The 18,300-nt window shown below is 72.7% G+C and carries 14 protein-coding genes; 6 read left to right on the forward strand and 8 right to left on the reverse strand.

Annotated elements, in window-relative coordinates:
- Window positions 1-7: 7 nt before the first annotated feature.
- The 7 genes from F563_RS0119210 to ubiG all read right to left on the reverse strand — a co-directional run bounded on the left by F563_RS0119210 (window position 8) and on the right by ubiG (window position 7,777).
- A complete protein-coding gene (locus F563_RS0119210) occupies window positions 8-577 on the reverse strand; it encodes a GNAT family N-acetyltransferase (protein WP_019016324.1) in 570 nt (189 codons plus the stop codon).
- Window positions 574-1,881, reverse strand: a complete 1,308-nt coding sequence (locus tag F563_RS0119215; RefSeq protein ID WP_019016325.1) for an RsmB/NOP family class I SAM-dependent RNA methyltransferase — start codon at window positions 1,879-1,881, stop codon at window positions 574-576. The genes F563_RS0119210 and F563_RS0119215 overlap by 4 nt, the downstream gene beginning before the upstream one ends.
- The gene (locus F563_RS0119220) at window positions 1,878-2,564 is read right to left on the reverse strand and encodes a haloacid dehalogenase type II (RefSeq protein WP_019016326.1); all 687 of its coding nucleotides are present in this window, start codon (window positions 2,562-2,564) and stop codon (window positions 1,878-1,880) included. Before F563_RS0119220 ends, F563_RS0119215 begins: the two co-directional genes overlap by 4 nt.
- Window positions 2,561-4,054 carry an IMP dehydrogenase gene (guaB, locus tag F563_RS0119225; protein WP_019016327.1) on the reverse strand — a complete coding sequence of 498 codons (1,494 nt, stop codon included), beginning with the start codon at window positions 4,052-4,054 and terminating at the stop codon, window positions 2,561-2,563. The genes F563_RS0119220 and guaB overlap by 4 nt, the downstream gene beginning before the upstream one ends.
- A gap of 138 nt (window positions 4,055-4,192) precedes the next feature.
- Window positions 4,193-6,412 carry a hybrid sensor histidine kinase/response regulator gene (locus tag F563_RS23350; protein WP_019016328.1) on the reverse strand — a complete coding sequence of 740 codons (2,220 nt, stop codon included), beginning with the start codon at window positions 6,410-6,412 and terminating at the stop codon, window positions 4,193-4,195.
- Window positions 6,413-6,536: 124 nt separating this feature from the next.
- Complete coding sequence (locus F563_RS23355) at window positions 6,537-7,073, reverse strand: GNAT family N-acetyltransferase (protein ID WP_019016329.1); 537 nt, start codon at window positions 7,071-7,073, stop codon at window positions 6,537-6,539.
- Window positions 7,070-7,777: a bifunctional 2-polyprenyl-6-hydroxyphenol methylase/3-demethylubiquinol 3-O-methyltransferase UbiG gene (gene ubiG, locus F563_RS0119240; RefSeq protein ID WP_019016330.1), complete on the reverse strand. Its 708-nt coding sequence runs from the start codon at window positions 7,775-7,777 to the stop codon at window positions 7,070-7,072. Before ubiG ends, F563_RS23355 begins: the two co-directional genes overlap by 4 nt.
- An 81-nt stretch (window positions 7,778-7,858) precedes the next feature.
- Here ubiG and F563_RS0119245 point away from each other — a divergent pair, with 81 nt between their 5' ends.
- The 6 genes from F563_RS0119245 (at window position 7,859) to F563_RS23365 (ending at window position 17,581) form a co-directional block, all read left to right on the forward strand.
- Window positions 7,859-9,079, forward strand: a complete 1,221-nt coding sequence (locus F563_RS0119245; protein WP_019016331.1) for an aspartate kinase — start codon at window positions 7,859-7,861, stop codon at window positions 9,077-9,079.
- Window positions 9,076-10,125 carry an NAD(P)H-dependent flavin oxidoreductase gene (locus F563_RS23360; protein ID WP_019016332.1) on the forward strand — a complete coding sequence of 350 codons (1,050 nt, stop codon included), beginning with the start codon at window positions 9,076-9,078 and terminating at the stop codon, window positions 10,123-10,125. Before F563_RS0119245 ends, F563_RS23360 begins: the two co-directional genes overlap by 4 nt.
- A 12-nt stretch (window positions 10,126-10,137) precedes the next feature.
- Window positions 10,138-12,405 (forward strand): phosphoenolpyruvate--protein phosphotransferase, encoded by a 2,268-nt coding sequence (gene ptsP, locus F563_RS0119255; RefSeq protein ID WP_026299726.1) that lies wholly within the window; start codon window positions 10,138-10,140, stop codon window positions 12,403-12,405.
- Window positions 12,406-12,711: 306 nt separating this feature from the next.
- Complete coding sequence (locus tag F563_RS0119260) at window positions 12,712-13,551, forward strand: hypothetical protein (protein WP_019016334.1); 840 nt, start codon at window positions 12,712-12,714, stop codon at window positions 13,549-13,551.
- A 4-nt stretch (window positions 13,552-13,555) separates the two neighbouring features.
- On the forward strand, window positions 13,556-16,081 hold the full coding sequence (locus F563_RS0119265; RefSeq protein WP_019016335.1) for a S8 family serine peptidase: 2,526 nt from the start codon (window positions 13,556-13,558) through the stop codon (window positions 16,079-16,081).
- Window positions 16,082-16,456: 375 nt separating this feature from the next.
- Window positions 16,457-17,581, forward strand: a complete 1,125-nt coding sequence (locus tag F563_RS23365; RefSeq protein ID WP_019016336.1) for a helix-turn-helix domain-containing protein — start codon at window positions 16,457-16,459, stop codon at window positions 17,579-17,581.
- A gap of 71 nt (window positions 17,582-17,652) precedes the next feature.
- Here the strand turns inward: F563_RS23365 and F563_RS0119275 are convergent.
- On the reverse strand, window positions 17,653-18,300 hold a 648-nt coding region (locus F563_RS0119275; RefSeq protein WP_019016337.1), incomplete at its 5' end, for a methyl-accepting chemotaxis protein.

Raw genomic sequence — 18,300 nt, forward strand, 5'->3', positions numbered from 1 at the left:
GCCGGCGCTACTGGTTCGTGGTCGGCGCGGTGGCGGCGAGCAACACGCCGATCGGCTCCCAGAGCAGGCCGAGCTGCACCACCGGCTGGCCGGCGAAGCGGATCTGCTGCTCAGCCACCGGCCGGCCGCCGAGATGCTGGTAGAACCAGCGCGTGGGGTTGTCCTTCAGCACCCACAGCATCACGGACCGGCAGCCGATCGCGTTCAGATGCGCCGCCACCGCCCGCATCAGCCGCCGTCCGACGCCGCGTTCGCGGAACTCCTCGAGCAGGTAGAGCGTCTCGATCTCGCCCGTCTCGCGCGTTCCGTTGCGCGCCCGCCCACCCGAGGCGAAGCCGACCACCGTCGGCGTCACGCCGTCCGGCGAGTCCGGTCCGGTGGCGACCGCGACGAAGGTGGCGTGCCCCGGCGGCGGGGCGGTGACGATCCGGCGCCACCCGGCCGCCTGGCGCCCGGACGACAGCCCGGCGAGGTAGGAGTCCGGCAGGATGCCGGCATAGGCGCTGCGCCACGTCGCGACATGGACCGCGCCGATCGCCTCGGCGTCCGCGGCGCGGGCGCGGCGGATCGCGATCACGCCGCCGCCTCCCGCCTGAGTGCCGCGGCGAAGAACCCGTCCGTGCCGTGGCCGGCCGGGGTGAGCGATAGATACGGGCCATCGCCCGGCAGGGGCACGCCGGTGCGCGCCCGCATCTCGGCCAGCGGCAGCGGCGCAAAGCCCGGAACGCGCGCGAGGAAGCCGTTCACCTGTGCCTCGTTCTCCTCGGTCAGCACCGAACAGGTAGCGTAGACCAGAATCCCGCCGGGTTTCACCAGCCTCGCTGCACGCTCCAGGATCACGGACTGTTTCCGAGCAAGATCAACGAGATCCGCCTCGGCGAGCCGGAGCCGCGCATCCGGCTTGCGCCGCCAGGTGCCGGTGCCGGTGCAGGGCGCGTCCACCAGCACGCGGTCGAAGCTGCCGGCCGCGCGCTTGAGCCACTTCGCGCCGGGCTCGATCAGCCGTCGCTCCACGGTCGACACCCCCGCACGGCCGAGCCGCTTCACCGCGGCCTCGAGGCGCGTGGCCGAGACATCGGCGGCGACGATCTGGCCGCGATTGTTCATCGCGGCGGCGAGGGCCAGCGTCTTGCCCGCAGCCCCGGCGCAGAAATCGCACACCCGCAGCCCCGGGCGCGCATCGACCATCGCGGCGATGAGCTGGCTGCCCTCGTCCTGGATCTCGACGAGGCCGTGGCGGAACGCGCGCGAGGCGGTGACGGGCGGGCGGCCCTGCGCGCGCAGCCCCCAGGGCGAGAACGGGGTGGGTTCGGTCGCGATCCCCTCCGCCGCGAGGGCAGCCTGCGCCTGCTCCCGCGTCGCCTTCAGCAGATTGGCGCGCAGATCGGTCGGCGCGGGCGCATCGAACGCTGCCATCTCGGCCGCGAGACGATCGCCGAAGCGCGCGATGAGGCGCGGCAGCAGCCAGTCCGGCACGCCGAGCCGCGCGGCCTCGGGCATGGCGGGATCGTCCAGCACGCGTCCGGCGAGGGCGGCGAGCGCGCGCTTCTCGGCATCGGCGAGCGGGGCGGGGCCATGGCGCGCGGCGTTGAACAGCCCGGCGACCGCATCTGCCGACGCCCCTTCCGCCACCGTGAGCTGCGCCAGCATCAGCGTGCGCGGCGTGATCGGCGCGCGCGCGCGCTTGAGATGCCAGACGAGGCGCGGGGCTGCGCGCATCATCGCCCAGAGCCGGTCCGACACCACGCGCCGGTCGGTCGCGCCGATGAAGCGCCGCGCGCGAAACCAGGCATTCGCGACCGCATCCGCCGGCGCGTCCAACGCCCCGTCCACCGCCTGCCAGAGCTCGATGCCCGCCTGGATGCGGGCCGCGGGCGTCACGACAGGACCATCTCCGGCACGGCCTCCAGGTCCGCGGCCATGCGCGCGATCTGGTGCATCGCGAACTCGACCGGCTGGTTGATCCGGTTCACCCACACGGTGCGGAACCCGTAGGCCGCCGCCGCCTGGGCATCCCACGCATTGGCCGAGACGTAGCCGATCCGGCTGCAATGCAGACGGAACGCGTCCTCGGCGAGGCGATAGACGCGCGGATCGGGCTTGTAGACGCGCACGGCATCGACCGAGAGCACATGGTCGAGCAGCCGGTCGAGCTTCGCCGCCGCGACCGCCTCGGCGAGCATCGCGCGCGAGCCGTTCGACAGGATCGCCGTGCCGATGCCGGCCGCGCGCAGCGCCTCAAGCGCGGGGCGGGCATCGTCGAACGCCGGCAGGGCGCGATAGGCCGCCATCAGGTCATCGACGAGATCGAGGCTCGCGCCGCCGTACCAGTTCAGCGCGGTGAACAGGGCGTTGCGCGTCATCACCTCGAAGTCGCGCCAGTGCTCGGGTCCGGTCAGGCTCGCGACCCAGGCGTATTCGAGCTGTTTCTGGCGCCACAGCGCGCCGACCGCCTCCCAGCTCTCGCCCATGCGCCGCGCGTGCTTGCGCACTGCCGCATGGACGTCGAACAGCGTGCCGTAGGCGTCGAAGACGACGGCCTCGACGCACGGGGCTTCGCTCACTGTTCGAGCCGATAGTTCGGCGCCTCGCGCGTGATCGCGACGTCGTGCACGTGGCTCTCGCGCAGGCCCGCACCGGTGATGCGGCGGAAGCGCGCGTTCTGCCGCATCGCCGCGATCGTCTCGCTGCCGGTATAGCCCATGCCGGCGCGCAATCCGCCGACCAGCTGGTGGATCACCGCCGCCACGGGACCCTTGTAGGCCACACGGCCCTCGATCCCCTCGGGCACGAGCTTGTCGGTCTCGGCATCCTGCTGGAAGTAGCGGTCGGCCGAGCCCTTCTTCATCGCCCCGATCGAGCCCATGCCGCGATACGCCTTGTAGCTGCGGCCCTGATACAGGAACACCTCGCCCGGGCTTTCGTCGGTGCCGGCGAGCAGGCTGCCGATCATCACCGCATCGGCGCCGGCGGCGATCGCCTTGGCGAGATCGCCCGAGGTGCGGATGCCGCCATCGGCGATCGCCGGCACGCCGCGCGCATGCGCGGCCTCGGCCGTCTCCAGCACGGCGGTGAACTGCGGCACACCCACACCGGCGACCACGCGCGTGGTGCAGATCGAGCCCGGGCCGATGCCGATCTTCACCGCATCCGCCCCCGCCTCGATCAGCGCGATCGCGGCCTCGGGCGTGGCGACATTGCCGGCGACCACCTCGACCGCGTTGGAGAGGCGCTTGATGCGCTCGACCGCCGCCAGCACGCCGGCGGAATGGCCGTGCGCGGTATCGACCACGATCACATCCGTCTCGGCATCGACCAGCATCTCGGCGCGGCGCAGGCCGTCCGGCCCGACCCCGGTGGCGGCCGCGACGCGCAGCCGGCCGAGCTCGTCCTTGCATGCGTTCGGATGCGCGGTCGCCTTGTCCATGTCCTTGACGGTAATCAGGCCGACGCAGCGATAGGCGTCGTCGACGACCAGCAGCTTCTCGATCCGGTGCTTGTGCAGCAGGCGCTTGGCTTCCTCGGCGGCGACATGCTCGCGCACCGTGATCAGGTTCTCGCGCGTCATCAGCTCATAGACCTTCACCGTCGGATCGGACGCGAAGCGGACGTCGCGGTTGGTGAGAATGCCCACAAGGCGACCCGAGTCGCGTTCGACCACGGGGATGCCGCTGATGCGGTGGCTCGCCATCAGCGCGCGCGCCTCGGCGAGCGTCTGGTCGGGGTGGATGGTGACCGGGTTCACCACCATGCCGGACTCGAACTTCTTCACTTGGCGGATCTGCGCAGCCTGATCCTCGGGCTCCAGGTTCTTGTGGATCACGCCGATGCCGCCCGCCTGGGCCATGGCGATCGCCATGGCCGCCTCGGTCACCGTGTCCATGGCGGCGGAGACGAGCGGTATGTTCAGCGTGATGCGGCGGGTCAGCCGGGTCGTGACGTCGGTGCGGCTGGGCAGGACCGCGGAGTAGGCGGGGACGAGCAGCACGTCGTCGAAGGCGAGGGCCTCGTCGATCGTGGCGCGCGGGCGAGGGGTGGCGGTGTCGGGGGCCATGGCGATGCCTTCTGTGGCGAGCCTTGGCGGCCCCCCATACGACGCCGCAAGGGGCGGGGCAAGCGACGAGGCCGTGTCATCCCCCTGCGGCGTCGGGAGCCGGCATGCGCCAGCCGCACGCCAAGCCGCGCGCCCCGCTCACGCGGCCGGCGCTTCTGCCCCCTCCGTTGTCCGCGGCACGGCCTTGAGCAGTGCCGCGATCGCCGCGGCGAGGTCGGCCCGCGCGATCGGCTTGGGCAGGAAGGCGATCGCCTTCGCGTCCGCCAACTCCTCCGGCAACTGGCTGCCGGCGAAGCCGCTGATCAGCAGCGTCGGCAGGAGCCGCCCGCCACGCCGGGCCCAGGCCGCGAGCTCGTAGCCGTTCATGTCGCCCGGCATCACCACGTCGGTGACGAGCAGACCCGGCCGCTCGGCCGCGAGCCTAGCGCGCGCCTGCGCCGCGTCGCCCGCCTCGCTGACCGTGGCGCCGAGGCTCTTGAGCGTCTCCGCCATCACGTGACGCACGGTCGGGTCGTCGTCCACCAGCAGCACATGCACCGACAGCCGCTCGGGCGGATACGGGGCGCGCGGCACGGGCGCCGACACCGTGTCGGTGGTGACGGGCAGCAGCACCGAGACGCGCGTGCCGCGGCCCGGCTGGCTCTCGATCAGCGCGGTGCCGCCGGATTGCTGCGCGAAGCCGTACACCATCGCGAGCCCGAGCCCGGTGCCGCGCCCGAGCGCCTTGGTGGTGAAGAACGGCTCGAAGGCGCGCGCGGCGATCTCGGGCGGCATGCCGCGGCCATTGTCCTCGACATCGATGACCGCGTACTCGCCCGGCGCCAGACCGAGCTCCTTCCCCTCGGCGCCGATCACGCGCAGCCGCGTGCGAACGACGATGCGGCCGTCGCGCTCGATCACGTCGTGCGCGTTCGAGACGAGATTGATCAGGCAGGCATCGAGATGCGAGGGATCGACACGCACCGGCAGCGGGATCGGTGCCAGGTCGAACACGAGCTGGTTCGCCTCGCCCGCAGCCTTGGCCAGCAACGTCCGCGACTCGCTGATCTGGCGCGAGACGTCGCAGGCGACGGGGAACAGCATCTGCTTGCGCGCGAAGGAGAGCAGGTCGGCCGTCAGGCGCGCGCCGCGCTCGATGGTGATGATCATCACGTCGGTGGTTTCGCGCACGGCCGGGTCGCCGGCGAAGCGGGCCTGGAGGTTCTCGGTGCAGCCCATCAGCACCGCGAGCAGGTTGTTGAAGTCGTGCGCGACGCCGCCCGTGAGCAGGCCCACCGCCTCCAGCTTCTGCGCCTGGTGGAGCTGGTCCTCGGCCTTGCGGCGCGCGGCGTCCGCGTCGATCACGCACTCGACCAGGGCGGCGTGCTGGCCGGCGGCCCGGCGGAGCGCGACGGCGAGCGCGCCGATCGCGGCCGAAGCGGCGATCAGGGCGAGGGCGAAGGCGATGGTGACGCGGTCATGCGCGGTCGCGAGCCCCGACCGTCCGCCCCCCACCGTCACCGCGACCGGCCAGTCCCCCAGCGTGCGCCAGGCGGAGAGACGGTAGACCCCGTCCACCGGCGAGGGGCCATCGAAGGTGCCATGCATCGCCCCGGCCTCGATCGCCTGCATCTGGGGGGTCGCGGGATCGAGACGCACGGGCTGGTCGAGTCCGGGCCGGCGCGAAAGCACCCAGCCATCGCGCCCAACCCAGGAGACGGTGAAGTCGCGCACCGGAGCGAGGTCGCCATAGGCGTGCTGGAGATAGTCGGTGCCCGTCGCCACCACCACGGCGCCGGCGGGCCCCCCCTGCCCGACGCGCGGCACGGCGAGGCCGAAGGCCAGCGCCCCGCCGACCGGGTCGTGCTGCGGCGGCGTCAGCGCGATCCCCCCGCGCGCGACGGCGGCGCGCAGGTCGGTCTCCGGCAGGGCAAGTCGCGCCTCCGCGGGCGCGGGAAAGGCGTGCGAGTGCACGAGGATCCGTCCCTCGGCATCGGTGATGGCGATCGCCGTGACATGCGCATGGCGCGCCGCCATCTCGGACAGCCGCGCGTGCAGCCTCGCATCCAGCCGCAGCGCGTCGGCCGGCTGGTCCGCGGCTGCGGCGGCGACCTGCCGGGCGATCTCGCTGTTCACCTGGAACACGGTCGCACTGTGCTGCACCGCCATCGCGAGCACCTCGGCGAGCCGCTCGCGCCCTTCCGACACCGCGATCGCGCGCAGCCAGGACGCCCCGCCCGCGGCGGTCAGGACCGGTGCCACCACCAGCCCGGCGAGGATGAGGCCGATCCAGCGGTTCAGCTTGCGGGCGGAGGCGGACATGTCCGCCAGCACGGCCTGGGGCGAGGGCGTGCCGACGGACCGCGTCATGGCGGTCATGGGGAGTCCTTCGGACTGGGAGAAGGAGGGGATCGGACGGGGCGCGCAGGACGCACGTCTCCCGTTCTCTGACCATATTCCTACACAGCCGGGCGCGTGCTGTCGACCGGAAACGTCCCGGCGCTCAGAGAGAGCCGGCGAGCGCGGTCAGGTCGGGCCAGAGCATCGCTGTCTCGGCCAGCATGACAGGGCCGATCGCGAAGCGCCGGGTCGGGCCCGGCACGGCGCCGAGGCGGCGGTAGAAGGCGATCGCGCGGAGATTGGGCACGAGCACCCAGAGCCCGAGCGAGGCGAAGCCCTCGGCGGGCAGGAACCGGGCCGCGGAGGCCATCAGCGCCCGCCCGAGCCCCTGCCCCCGCGCCCGCGCCAGCACGGAGAGGACGTGGATCTCGGCCGCGGCGTCGGGGCCGTCCGGCCGGCGCGCCCCGCAGGCGAGGAAACTCACCGGCACACCGGCGGCGTCGAGTCCGAGCCAGATGCCGCGCCCGGCGGCCGTGCCCTGCAAGCGCGAGCGCCGCATCGCCGCGCGCTCCGCGCACGACAGGCCGGTGGCGGCGGGCTCCGGGATCAGCCCGGCATAGGCCTCGCGCCACGCCCGGACATGGATTGCCGCGACGGTCTCGAGGTCCCGGGCCGTCGCGGGCCGGATCCGCGGGCTCACCCGCGCCGGGCCGCGATCAGGTAGTTCACCGAGAGGTCGCGGCTCTCGCGCCAGGCGCCGGTCAGCGGGTCCATGGTCATCCCGGCGCTGTCGATCACCGCGAGCCCGGCGCGGCGCAGCGCCCGGGCGAGCTCGGCCGGGGTGACGAAGCCGCGCCAGTCATGCGTGCCCACGGGCAGCAGGCGCAGCAGGTACTCCGCGCCCAGCTTCGCCAGCAGGAACGAGCGCGCGGTGCGGTTCAGGGTGGAGAGGAACACACGGCCGCCCGGCCGGGTGAGCGCCGCGAGCGCGGCGAGGAACGCGTCGCGGTCGGCCACGTGCTCGATCACCTCGAGCGCCACCACGACATCGAATCGCGCTCCTTCGGCGGCGAGGTCCTCCGGCGCGGCGATCCGGTAGTCGATCGCGAGCCCGCCCTGCTCGGCGTGCAGCCGCGCCGCCGCGATCGCCTCGGCCGAGGCGTCGATCGCGGTCACGGACGCGCCGCGCCGGGCGAAGGCCTCGGCCGCGAGCCCCGCGCCGCAGCCGACATCGAGCAGCCGCAGCCCGGCCCAGGCGAGCCCGGCCGCGGCCACGCGCTCTGCGATCCAGCCCGTGCGCAGGGGGTTCATCCGGTGCAGCGGCCGCATCGGCCCCTCCGGGTCCCACCAGCGCTCGGCGAAGGCGCCGAACTTCGCCGCCTCCGCCGCCGACACCGTGCCCATGCGCGACCTCCCGGTTGCCGCCCCGATCCCCGGCCGTTATGTGTGCCCCGGACCCCCGCGCGCAACGTACCCGGACCCGGCATGGCCCGACTCGTGATGAAGTTCGGCGGCACCTCCGTCGCCGATCTCGACCGCATCCGCACCGTCGCGACCCGCGTCAAGCGCGAGGTCGAGGCCGGCCACGCGGTGGCGGTGGTGGTCTCGGCCATGGCCGGGGTGACCAACCAGCTCGTGAAATGGTGCCAGGAGCTCTCGCCGCTGCACGACGCGCGCGAATACGACACCGTGGTCGCGACCGGCGAGCAGGTGACCACAGGGCTGCTCGCGATCGCGCTGCAGACGATCGGCGTCGATGCGCGCTCCTGGCAGGGCTGGCAGATCCCGATCCGCACCGACGGCGCGCATGGCAAGGCGCGGGTGGATACGATCGAGAGCGCGGAACTTCTCAAGCGCATGGCGATCGGCCAGGTGCCGGTGGTGGCGGGGTTCCAGGGGCTCGGCCCCGACAACCGCGTCACCACGCTCGGCCGCGGCGGCTCGGACCTCTCCGCGGTGGCGCTCGCCGCGGCGCTGAAGGCGGATCGCTGCGACATCTTCACCGACGTCGACGGGGTCTACACGACCGATCCGCGCATCGTGCCGAAGGCGCGCAAGCTCGATCGGATCAGCTACGAGGAGATGCTCGAACTCGCTTCGGTCGGGGCCAAGGTGCTCCAGACCCGCTCGGTCGAGCTCGCGATGAAGCAAGGGGTGCGCGTGCAGGTGCTATCCTCCTTCGAGGACAAGCCCGGCACGCTGGTGGTGGACGAGGACGAGATCGTGGAAAAGGAACTGGTCAGCGGCGTCGCCTATTCGCGCGACGAGGCCAAGGTGACGCTGCGCCGCGTGCCCGACCGGCCGGGCGTGGCGGCGGCCGTGTTCGGCGGGCTCGCCGCCGCCAACGTGAACGTCGACATGATCGTGCAGAACGTCTCGGCCGACGGCACGACCGACATGACCTTCACGGTGGGCCGGGCCGATCTCGCGCGCGCGCAGTCCGTGCTGGAACAGGCGCGCGGGAAGGTCGGCTTCGCCGAGCTGATCGCCGATCCTGGCGTCGCCAAGATCTCGGTTGTCGGCGTCGGCATGCGCACCCATGCCGGGGTTGCCAACACGATGTTCAAGGCGCTCGCCGAGCGCGGCATCAACATCGAGGTGATCAGCACCTCCGAGATCAAGATCTCGGTGCTGATCCGCGAGGAGGCGACCGAGCTCGCGGTGCGCGCCCTGCACACCGCCTACGGGCTGGACGCCGCCGCATGACGCGCGCCGAGGCCGAGGCCCGTCTCGCCGCGCTCTGGAAACGGGGCACCGACTTCCTCGGCACGCGCGTGGCGATCCTGGGCGGCGCGATGAGCTGGGTGAGCGAGCGCCACCTGGTCGCGGCGATCTCGAACGCCGGCGGGTTCGGGGTGATCGCCTGCGGCTCGATGTCGCCCGCGCTGCTGGATGCCGAGATCGCCGGCACCAAGGCGCTGACCGACAAGCCGTTCGGCGTGAACCTGATCACCATGCACCCCGAGCTCGACGCGCTGATCGGCGTCTGCCTCGACCATCAGGTCGGCCACATCGTGCTCGCCGGCGGCATCCCGCCGGGACCCGCGATCCGGCGCATCAAGGACGGCGGCGCGAAGCTCGTCTGTTTCACGCCGGCGCTGGCGCTCGGCAGGAAGCTCGTGCGCTCCGGCGCCGATGCGCTGGTGATCGAGGGGGCGGAGGCGGGCGGGCATATCGGGCCCGTAAGCCTCACCGTGCTCGCCCAGGAGATCCTGCCGCATCTGCGCGAGGTGCCGGTGTTCGTCGCCGGGGGTCTGGGGCGCGGCGAGGCGATCCTCGCCTATCTCGAGATGGGCGCCGCGGGCTGCCAGCTCGGCACGCGCTTCGTCTGCGCGACCGAGTCGATCGCGCATCCGCGTTTCAAGCAGGCCTTCATCCGTGCCGCCGCGCGCGAGGCCGTGCCGACCGTGCAGCTCGACCCGGCCTTCCCGGTGATCCCCGTGCGCGCGCTGGTGAACGAGGGCACCAAGCGCTTCATGGAGCACCAGGCCGAGGTGATCCGCCGCTTCAAGGCGGGCGAACTGGCGAAGGACGAGGCCCAGCTCGATATCGAGCATTTCTGGGCCGGCGCGCTGCGCCGCGCGGTGATCGAGGGCGATGTCGAGAACGGCAGCCTCATGGCAGGGCAGAGTGTGGGCATGGTGACACGCGAGCAGCCCACGGCCGAGATCATCGCCGAACTGGTCGACCAGGCGGTCGCGGCGCTGATGGCGCGGGGCGACCCGCCCGCGCTCTCCGCGGCGGCCGAGTGAGCCGCGCGAGCGGTGTCGGCAACCCCGAAGGAAGCCCCGACCACCCCCAGACGACTGCTCGCGCGCCTGCGCCGCCTGATGGCGCGCGCGACCGACCTTGCCCCGCGCCTCGACGGGCTGGTCCGTCTCGTCGCCGCCGAGTTCGTCGCCGAGGTCTGCTCGGTCTATGTCATGCGCCCGGGCGAGATCCTGGAACTCGTCGCGACCGAGGGGCTGCGGCCCGAGGCCGTGCACCGCACGCGGCTGCGCGTCGGAGAGGGCATCGTCGGCACGGCCGCGGCCGAGGCGCGGCCGCTGAACCTGCCCGACGCGCAGAACCACCCCGCCTTCGCCTACCGCCCCGAGACCGGCGAGGAGCCCTTCGCCTCGATGCTCGCCGTGCCGGTGCTGCGCGGCGCGGAGGTGCTGGGCGTGATCGCGGTGCAGAACCGCGCGCCGCGCCGCTACGCCGAGGACGAGGTCGAGGCGCTCGAGACCGTCGGCATGCTGCTCGCGGAGATGCTGCACGGCGCCCGCTCGGCCTCGGCGGAGGTCGCGCTCAGCCTGCCCGGCTCGATGGCGCGGCACTTCGAGGGCGTCGGACTGACCCCGGGCATCGTCATGGGGCCGGTGCTGCGGCATGGGCGGCGCGCGGCCCCGCGCGCGGTGCTGGCGGAGGATCCCGAGGCGGAGCTGCGGCGGCTGACAGCGGCGACCGAGGCGATGCAGCGCGCGGTCGATGCGCTGCTGGAAGGCCCTGCCCGCGCAGCCGGCCAGGAGCCCCGCGAGGTGCTGGAGGCCTATCGGCTGATCGCGGCCGATCAGGGTTGGCTCGGGCGGATCGCCGCGGTGGTGCGCGACGGGCTCACCGCCGAAGCCGCCGTGGAGCGCGTGCTCGCCGAGCTGCGCGCGCGCATGCGCCAGGTCGCCGATCCCTATCTGCGCGAGCGGCTCGCCGACATCGAGGACCTCGCCGGGCGGCTGATCGACCATCTCGGCGGCACCGCACCCGAGCCGGCGCAGGGCGAGGGGTTCATCCTGATCGCGCGCCGCGTCGGCCCGGCCGAGCTGCTTGACTATCACGCGCGCGGCCTCGCGGGGTTGGTGCTGGAGGAGGGCAGCCCGACTGCGCACGCGACCATCATCGCGCGCGCGCTCGCCGTGCCGCTGCTCGCCGGCTGCCGTGGCGCGACCGACTCGGCGGTGCCGGGCGAGCATGCGGTGCTGGACGCTGATGAGGGGCGGCTGGTGCTGCGCCCGGATGCCGAGATCGTCGCCGGCTACACGGCGGCGCTGGCCGCGCGCGCGGCCCGGCGCGCGACCGAAGCGGGTTACCGCGACGTCGAGCCGCGCACGCGTGACGGCGTGCGCCTGACGGTGATGATCAATGCGGGTCTGCTGATGGACCTGCCGCAGCTCGCCGAGACCGGCGCGGACGGGATCGGATTGTTCCGCACCGAGATCGCCTGGCTCGCGCGCGGCGGCCTGCCGGAACTCGAGACCGAAGAGGCGCTCTATCGCGACGTGCTGGCCGCGGCGGGCGACAAGCCGGTGATCTTCCGCACCATCGATCTCGGCGGCGACAAGCTCCTGCCCGGGTTCTCGCATGCGGAGGAGGAGAACCCCGCCCTCGGCTGGCGGTCGTTGCGCATCGGGCTCGATCGGCCGGCGATGCTGCGGCGGCAGTTGCGCGCGATGCTGGCGGCGGCAGCCGGGCGGCGGCTCCTGGTGATGTTCCCGATGGTGACGACGGTGGAGGAGTTGCGCGCCGCCAAGTCGTTGCTGGAGGCCGAGCGGCGCGCGGCCGAGAGGCGTGGCGCCGCGCCGGCCGAGGTACGCGCAGGTGCGATGCTCGAAGTGCCGGCGCTCGTCTGGCAGCTTCCCGCGCTGCTGGAGGAGGCGGCCTTCCTTTCGATCGGCTCGAACGACCTCACCCAGTTCCTGTTCGCCGCCGATCGCGGCAACCCGCGGCTCGCCGGGCGCTACGACTTCCTCTCGGCGCCGGTGCTCGACCTGCTCGAGCAGGTGGGCGCGGCGGCGGCCGCCGCCGGCGTGCCGGTCGGGCTGTGTGGCGAGGCGGCCGCGCGGCCGCTGGAGGCGCTGGCCGTGTTCGGCGTCGGCATCGACCAGGTCTCGGTGCCTGCGGCCGCGGTGCCGGCGGTGAAGGCGATGGTGCGCAGCCTCGATCTGGCGGCGTTCCGAACCTTCCTCGCCAATCTGCGCCGCTCCGCGCGCGGCGGCGCGAGCCTGCGGGCCGACATCGCGGCCTATGCACGAGATCACGGAATCGCAACGGAATAGCGCGCCTGATGCCGCGGATATGACTTCGGTGTGACGGCACGCACACCGGACATCGGGTTTTTCGTTTCCGCTCGGTGCGCGGCTCTGATAGGCTTCTTCCGGTCCGCACACGCATCGCGACACCGGGGCGCGTCGCCGTGCCGACCTTGGCCTCGATGATCCCATACGTGATCAGAAAGGTCCGTATGCAAGACGAGCGGGGGCGACGCGCGACGCCTGCCCCCGCCGACCGGACACCCTGACCGGAGAGCGTCCATGCCAGCAGCAAAACGGTCCGCGGCCACCGCGGCATCCCGTTACGATAACATGACGAAAACCCTTGGGCTCGCGCGGCCCGACGCGTTCCGCCGCGCCGATCTCACGCCCGCGCTGCGCGAGAAGGCCGGGCTGACCGCCGAGGACGAGCATCGCCTGACCGCCTGCGCCGAACTCGCCCGCCTCGGTCTTCCCGCCGAGGTCGCGCAGGCGCTGAGCCTGAGCGGCGCGATCGGCAGCGCCTCCGAGCTTGCGACGCTCACGCTCGGCGAGGTCGAGCGCGTGCTCGGCGAGGCGCCGGTCAGACAGCTCCTGCCGGCGGGGTTCCGTCTCGACCGCGCCGGTCTGGAGAACTGGCTCAAGCTCGTCGTGCCGCTGACCGCCGACGAGTCCGCGCCCGTCCGCACGGCGATGGCCGAGACCGAGGCAGCGGAAGGCGCGCGCGACGAGGACGCAGCGCTCGCGGCCGAGGACCTGGTTCTCGATCCCGGCCGCGTGAACGATCTGCTCGATGCGCTGAGGCAGCGCTGGGGCCGCACCGAGGCGGCAATCGCGCCGCTGGCACGCGCGGGCGCCGCACCGGTCGACGCGCTCGCGCTGCGCGGGGCGCTGGCCGAACTCCAGGCCGGCCTCGCCGACGCGCTTCAGGGCGCGCTTGCGCCGGCGTCCGGCGCCTTCGTCACCGCTGACGAGGCCGCCGCGGCACCGGTCGCCAACGAGGACGCGGACGCGACCGTCGAGCTCGCCCTGCTCCAGGGCGAATTGCGGCGGATCGAGCTCAGCATCGACGCGCTGCGCGCCGTCTCGGCGGGTGGGGCTGAGGCGACCAGCCCGGCTGCCGCCAGCGAGGATGGCGAGAGCGACCGCGAAACATCCCTGAGGGGGGAGTAGTGCGATGAGCGAGGACATCACCACGCCGGCGCGCGGCTCGGTGCCGGGCCGCCTGATCATCACGCTCGCCCCCAAGGCCGTGGAGGCGACGCAGGAGCGCATCGCGGCGACGCGCGCGCAGCGCGTGCCCGCCGTGATGCGCGGCACCGGCATCGACACGCTCGATGCGGTGCTGAAGAAGTTCGGCGCGCTCTCGACGCGCCCCGCCACCGGACGGCGCCGCTTCGAGCGGCTGGTGCGCGTGCGCATGGACCGCCGCCTGATCGTCGAGTTCCCCGAGAAGGCCGATCTCGGCGCGATCGCCGCGGCGCTCATGGCGCTGCCCGAGGTCGAGCGGGTCGAGGAGGATCCCGAGCTCGCGACCGACCAGGATACCCCGGACGACCCGGACTACACCAACGGCACGCAGTGGCACCTGCCGCAGGTCAACATCGAGGGCGCCTGGACGCGCTCGAAAGGCAGCGGTGTGATCATCGGCGTCTATGACTCGAACGGCGTGCGCACGGCCCACCCCGACCTCGCCGCCAACTACGTCGCGACCCCCTGCGACGGCGATGGCGACGCCGTCAGCGGCGAGCATGGCACGCAGGTGGTGGGCGTCTGCGCCGCCGTCACCGATAACGCGACTGGCGTGGCGGGCGCCGGCTGGAACGCACGCTTCATGGGGATCAGGGCCGGCGGCGGCACGACCAGCGCGGCCGCGATCGAGTGCATGGTGGACGAGGGGGCCGACGTGATCGTCACGAGCTCGCCCGCCAAGGTGGACAACGAGCCCTCGGCGCTGGGCGACGCGGTCGATTACGCCTTCGAGGCGGGCGTGCCGATCATCGCGTCCTCGGGGAATGCCAATCACCCGACCCAGTCGATCCCCTACGACCAGTGGCCCGCGAAGAACCCGCGCACGCTCGCGGTCGGCAACACCGAGGCCGATGACACGCGGCGCACGACCTCGAATTACGGGCCGTGGCTCGACGTGATGGCGCCCGGCGTGTCGATCCGCACGACCTCGGGCGCCTCGGGCTTCGCCTCGCCGACCGGCACCTCGTTCTCGACACCGCTCGTGGGTGGGGTGGCCGCACTGATGATCGCGCGCAACCGCACGATCGGACCGCGCCAGCTCTACGAGATCCTGCGCCAGACCACGATCCTGCCGGCCGGCACCGACACCTCGGATAACCGTTACGGTCAGGGTCGGATCGACGCGAACAAGGCGATGAACGCGACGATCGGGCTGTGGAAGGCGGTGCGCTACGGCTCGGTGCCGGCCATCGGCGCCTCGGTCGCGATCAGCAGCACCGGCTGGTGGATCGTCGGCTACAGCAAGAGCGTGTTCGTCGGCTACCGCAACTCGTTCTGGTCCAAGCGCGTCACCTACGACAGCGTCGCCAATGCGCGTCCGGCGGTGGCGATCAACGACAGCGGCGACTGGATCGCCTGCTACAGCCGCTCGACCTTCGTCGGCAACGGCATCGGCACGGCGAAGAAGATGGTGACCTATCCGCGCCGCACCACGCCCGGGGCGGTCGCGATCAACGCGAACGGCGACTGGATCTGCGTCTACAGCCTCTCCTGCTTCGTCGGCCACAGGACCGCCTCGGCGAAGAAGATGGTGACCTACAACGCCGTGCCGGCGGTCGCCGGCGATGTCGCGATCAACGATCGCGGCGACTGGATCTGCTGCTACAGCAAATCGACCTTCGCCGGCTTCAAGACCTCGTCCTCGACCAAGATGGTGACCTACAACGCGGTCGCGCTGGCGGCAGGGTCGGTGGACATCAACGCCGAGGGCGACTGGATCGCGAACTACAGCCGCTCGACCTTCGTCGGCTTCCGTCGCGAGGCGGCAACGAAGATGGTGAGCTATGACCGGCGCACAACACCCGGGTCGGTCGCGATCAATACCCGCGGCGACTGGATCGCCTGCTACAGCAAGTCCACCTTCGTCGGCTTCAAGCGCTCCTCGGCGAGCAAGATGGTGACCTACGATGCGGTCGCGCCGGCGCGGTCGGCGGTCGCGATCAATGCCTCGGGCGACTGGATCGTGAACTACAGCCGCTCGACCTTCGTGGGCTTCCGCACCTCGTCGAGCAGCAAGATGGTGACGTACCCCAGGCGCAACGTCGCCGGCGCGGTGGCGATCAACGCCGCCGGGCAGTGGATCGCGACCTACAGCGTCAGCACCTTCGTCGGCGAGAAGCGGTCCTGGGCCAGCAAGCGCCTCACCTACAACGCCGTGCCGCTGACCGCGGCCGCGGTCGGCATCAATGACCAGGGCGACTGGATCGCGAGCTACAGCCGCACGACCTATCTCGGTGCGATGCTGCGCAGCAGCGTCCAGGCGGTGCGGCACGCGCCCGACGACATCTCCAAGCGCGACATCGAGAACGGCGCGTCTTTCCCGTCCTCGGCGCTGCCCGGCGGGCCCGGCGCGGTCGGGATCAACAACGCCGGCGACTGGGTGGTGTGCTACGGCCGCTCGGCCTCGGTCGGCACGCGGGCCGTGTACACGAACACGCATCGCTTCGACTGAGGGTTGAGACGGGCGGGCCCAGGCGGCCCGCTCGCGCCGCGCCTCTCAGGGCCGCACGGGGCGTGTGTTGGGGCGAGGCCTGCCGCAGGATCACCTGGGCCTCGCGGCTGCGGCGGTTGAAGCGGGCGGTCCTGCGGCATGCGGCTCCGCGCATTGCGGCGCCAGTCTGGCCGCCGGACCGCGCCGCCGATTCGGTTGCGGCCGAATCATCGCTGCATCTCTGGCGTGCCCGCGAAGTTGCGCAATTTCCGGGATTTCAACCTTTGACTGTTAACGCTGGCGTGCCCCCCCTCTCTCGCGATAGACAGTAGCGTGCCAGGGCGGCGGGTCGGGGGTCCCGCGGCCACGGATCGACGCGCACCGAGGATCAGGCTGGTGCATCACGACGGACACACGACGCTGATCGAAGACCCGACGACGCTCACAACAGCCGCCCCGTCGGCGGTGGGCGGCCTGTTGCGGGCCACACGGATGCGCCACGGCCTGTCGCTGAACGACGTCGCGGCGGCACTCCGGATCCGGCGCGACTATCTCGACGCGATCGAGCATGGCCGGTCGGAGGCCTTGCCTGCCCCCGCCTACGCGATCGGCTTCGTCCGCAGCTATGCGTCCGCATTGGGCCTCGACCCCGAGGAAGTGGCGCGCCGCTACCGCGCCGAGACCGGGCTCGCGGCGAAGCGCAAGCCTGAGCTCACGTTTCCGGCTCCCGTGCCGGAGCGAGGCGTGCCGGCCGGCGCGCTGGTCGTGGTGGGGGTGGTGCTGGCGGGCGCCCTCTATGGCGGCTGGTACTACCTGACGGATACCGGGCAGCGTCTGGCCGACGTGGTGCCCGCCCTGCCCGAACGGCTGGCGCGGATCGAGACCACGCCGGCGACGCCGACGCCCCTGCCCGCAACGGTGGCGGATGTGCCTGCGGCAGCCGCGCCGGCTTCCCCGCCCCTCGCCCCAGCCGCGCCCGTAGCGCCGCCCCCCTCGGCGACCGGGCCCGGCGCGGATTTGCCGCTGGCTGCCCTGCCGCCGGCCTCACCCCCGCCGGTCACGCTTCCGCCGACCGGCGCGTGGCCGACCGGGCCGGCGGTGACACCGCAGAGCCTGATGCCCCCGCGCCGACCCGATCCGTCGGCTGCCAACGCCGCCCCGGTCGCTGCCGCGCCGGCGGAAACGCCGGCCGCCGAGCCGCCTTCGGCCGAGCCCGCGACCTATGGCGCCGCAGGCGGCGAGGCCGGGCGCGTGCTGCTGCGCGCACGCGCCGATACCTGGATCCAGGTGCGCGAGCGCGGCTCGGGGTCGGTGCTGTTCAACCGTGTCCTGCGGCCCGGCGAGACGTATCGCGTGCCGGATCGGCCGGGCCTGCTGATGACCACCGGCAATGCCGGTGGGCTCGAGGTGATGGTCGAGGGTGATGCGCTGCCATCGCTGGGCGCCCAGGGTGTCGTCCGGCGCGACCTGCCGCTGGAGCCCGCCGCCCTGCGCCAGGCGGTCGCGGCGCTACCGCGCTGATCTGGTTCTTGTGGGATGGGGAAGGGGGCCTTGCGGCCCCCTTCGTGGTGTTTTGCTGTGTGGCGTGGCGGTCAGGCGGCCTTCATCTCGGCGAGGAAGCGCTCGACCTGGGTGCGCAGGGTCTCGGCGCCGCGGCTGAGTTCGGCGGCCGCGCCCTGGACCTGTGCGGCGGCCGCGCCGGAGCCGGCGGCCGCCTCCTGCACCGAGCCGATATTCGCCGACACCGCGCCCGTGCCGGCGGCCGCCTGCTGCACGTTGCGCGCGATCTCGGCGGTCGCCGCCCCCTGCTGTTCCACCGCCGCCGCGATCGAGGCGGCGATGCCGCTGATCTTCTCGATCGTGCCGCCGATCGCCCGGATCGCCTCCACCACCCGGCCGGTCTCGCCCTGCACCGCGGCGATCTGGCCGCCGATCTCCTCGGTCGCCTTCGCCGTCTGCGAGGCGAGGTTCTTCACCTCCGAGGCGACCACCGCGAAGCCCTTGCCCGCCTCGCCGGCGCGCGCCGCCTCGATCGTCGCGTTCAGCGCCAGCAGGTTGGTCTGGCCGGCGATGTCGTTGATCAGACGCACCACCTCGCCGATCCGGTGCGCGCTCGCGGCCAGCGACTCGACGGTGCTGTTCGTGCGGGTCGCCTCCGACACCGCCTCCGAGGCGATGCGCGTGCTCTCCGCGACCTGGCGGCTGATCTCGGCGATCGAGGCGGCAAGTTCCTCGGCGGC

The organism is Elioraea tepidiphila DSM 17972, assembly GCF_000378465.1.
Classification (GTDB): Bacteria; Pseudomonadota; Alphaproteobacteria; order Acetobacterales; family Acetobacteraceae; genus Elioraea; species Elioraea tepidiphila.

Excerpts from the sequence above, each read along its gene's own strand:
- F563_RS23360 (WP_019016332.1), top strand. The coding sequence starts at position 9,076 with ATGACGCGCGCCGAGGCCGAGGCCCGTCTCGCCGCGCTCTGGAAACGG.
- ubiG (WP_019016330.1), bottom strand. The coding sequence starts at position 7,777 with ATGGGCACGGTGTCGGCGGCGGAGGCGGCGAAGTTCGGCGCCTTCGCC.
- F563_RS23350 (WP_019016328.1), bottom strand. The coding sequence starts at position 6,412 with ATGACCGCCATGACGCGGTCCGTCGGCACGCCCTCGCCCCAGGCCGTG.
- guaB (WP_019016327.1), bottom strand. The coding sequence starts at position 4,054 with ATGGCCCCCGACACCGCCACCCCTCGCCCGCGCGCCACGATCGACGAG.
- F563_RS0119245 (WP_019016331.1), top strand. The coding sequence starts at position 7,859 with ATGGCCCGACTCGTGATGAAGTTCGGCGGCACCTCCGTCGCCGATCTC.
- F563_RS0119265 (WP_019016335.1), top strand. The coding sequence starts at position 13,556 with ATGAGCGAGGACATCACCACGCCGGCGCGCGGCTCGGTGCCGGGCCGC.
- F563_RS0119260 (WP_019016334.1), top strand. The coding sequence starts at position 12,712 with ATGACGAAAACCCTTGGGCTCGCGCGGCCCGACGCGTTCCGCCGCGCC.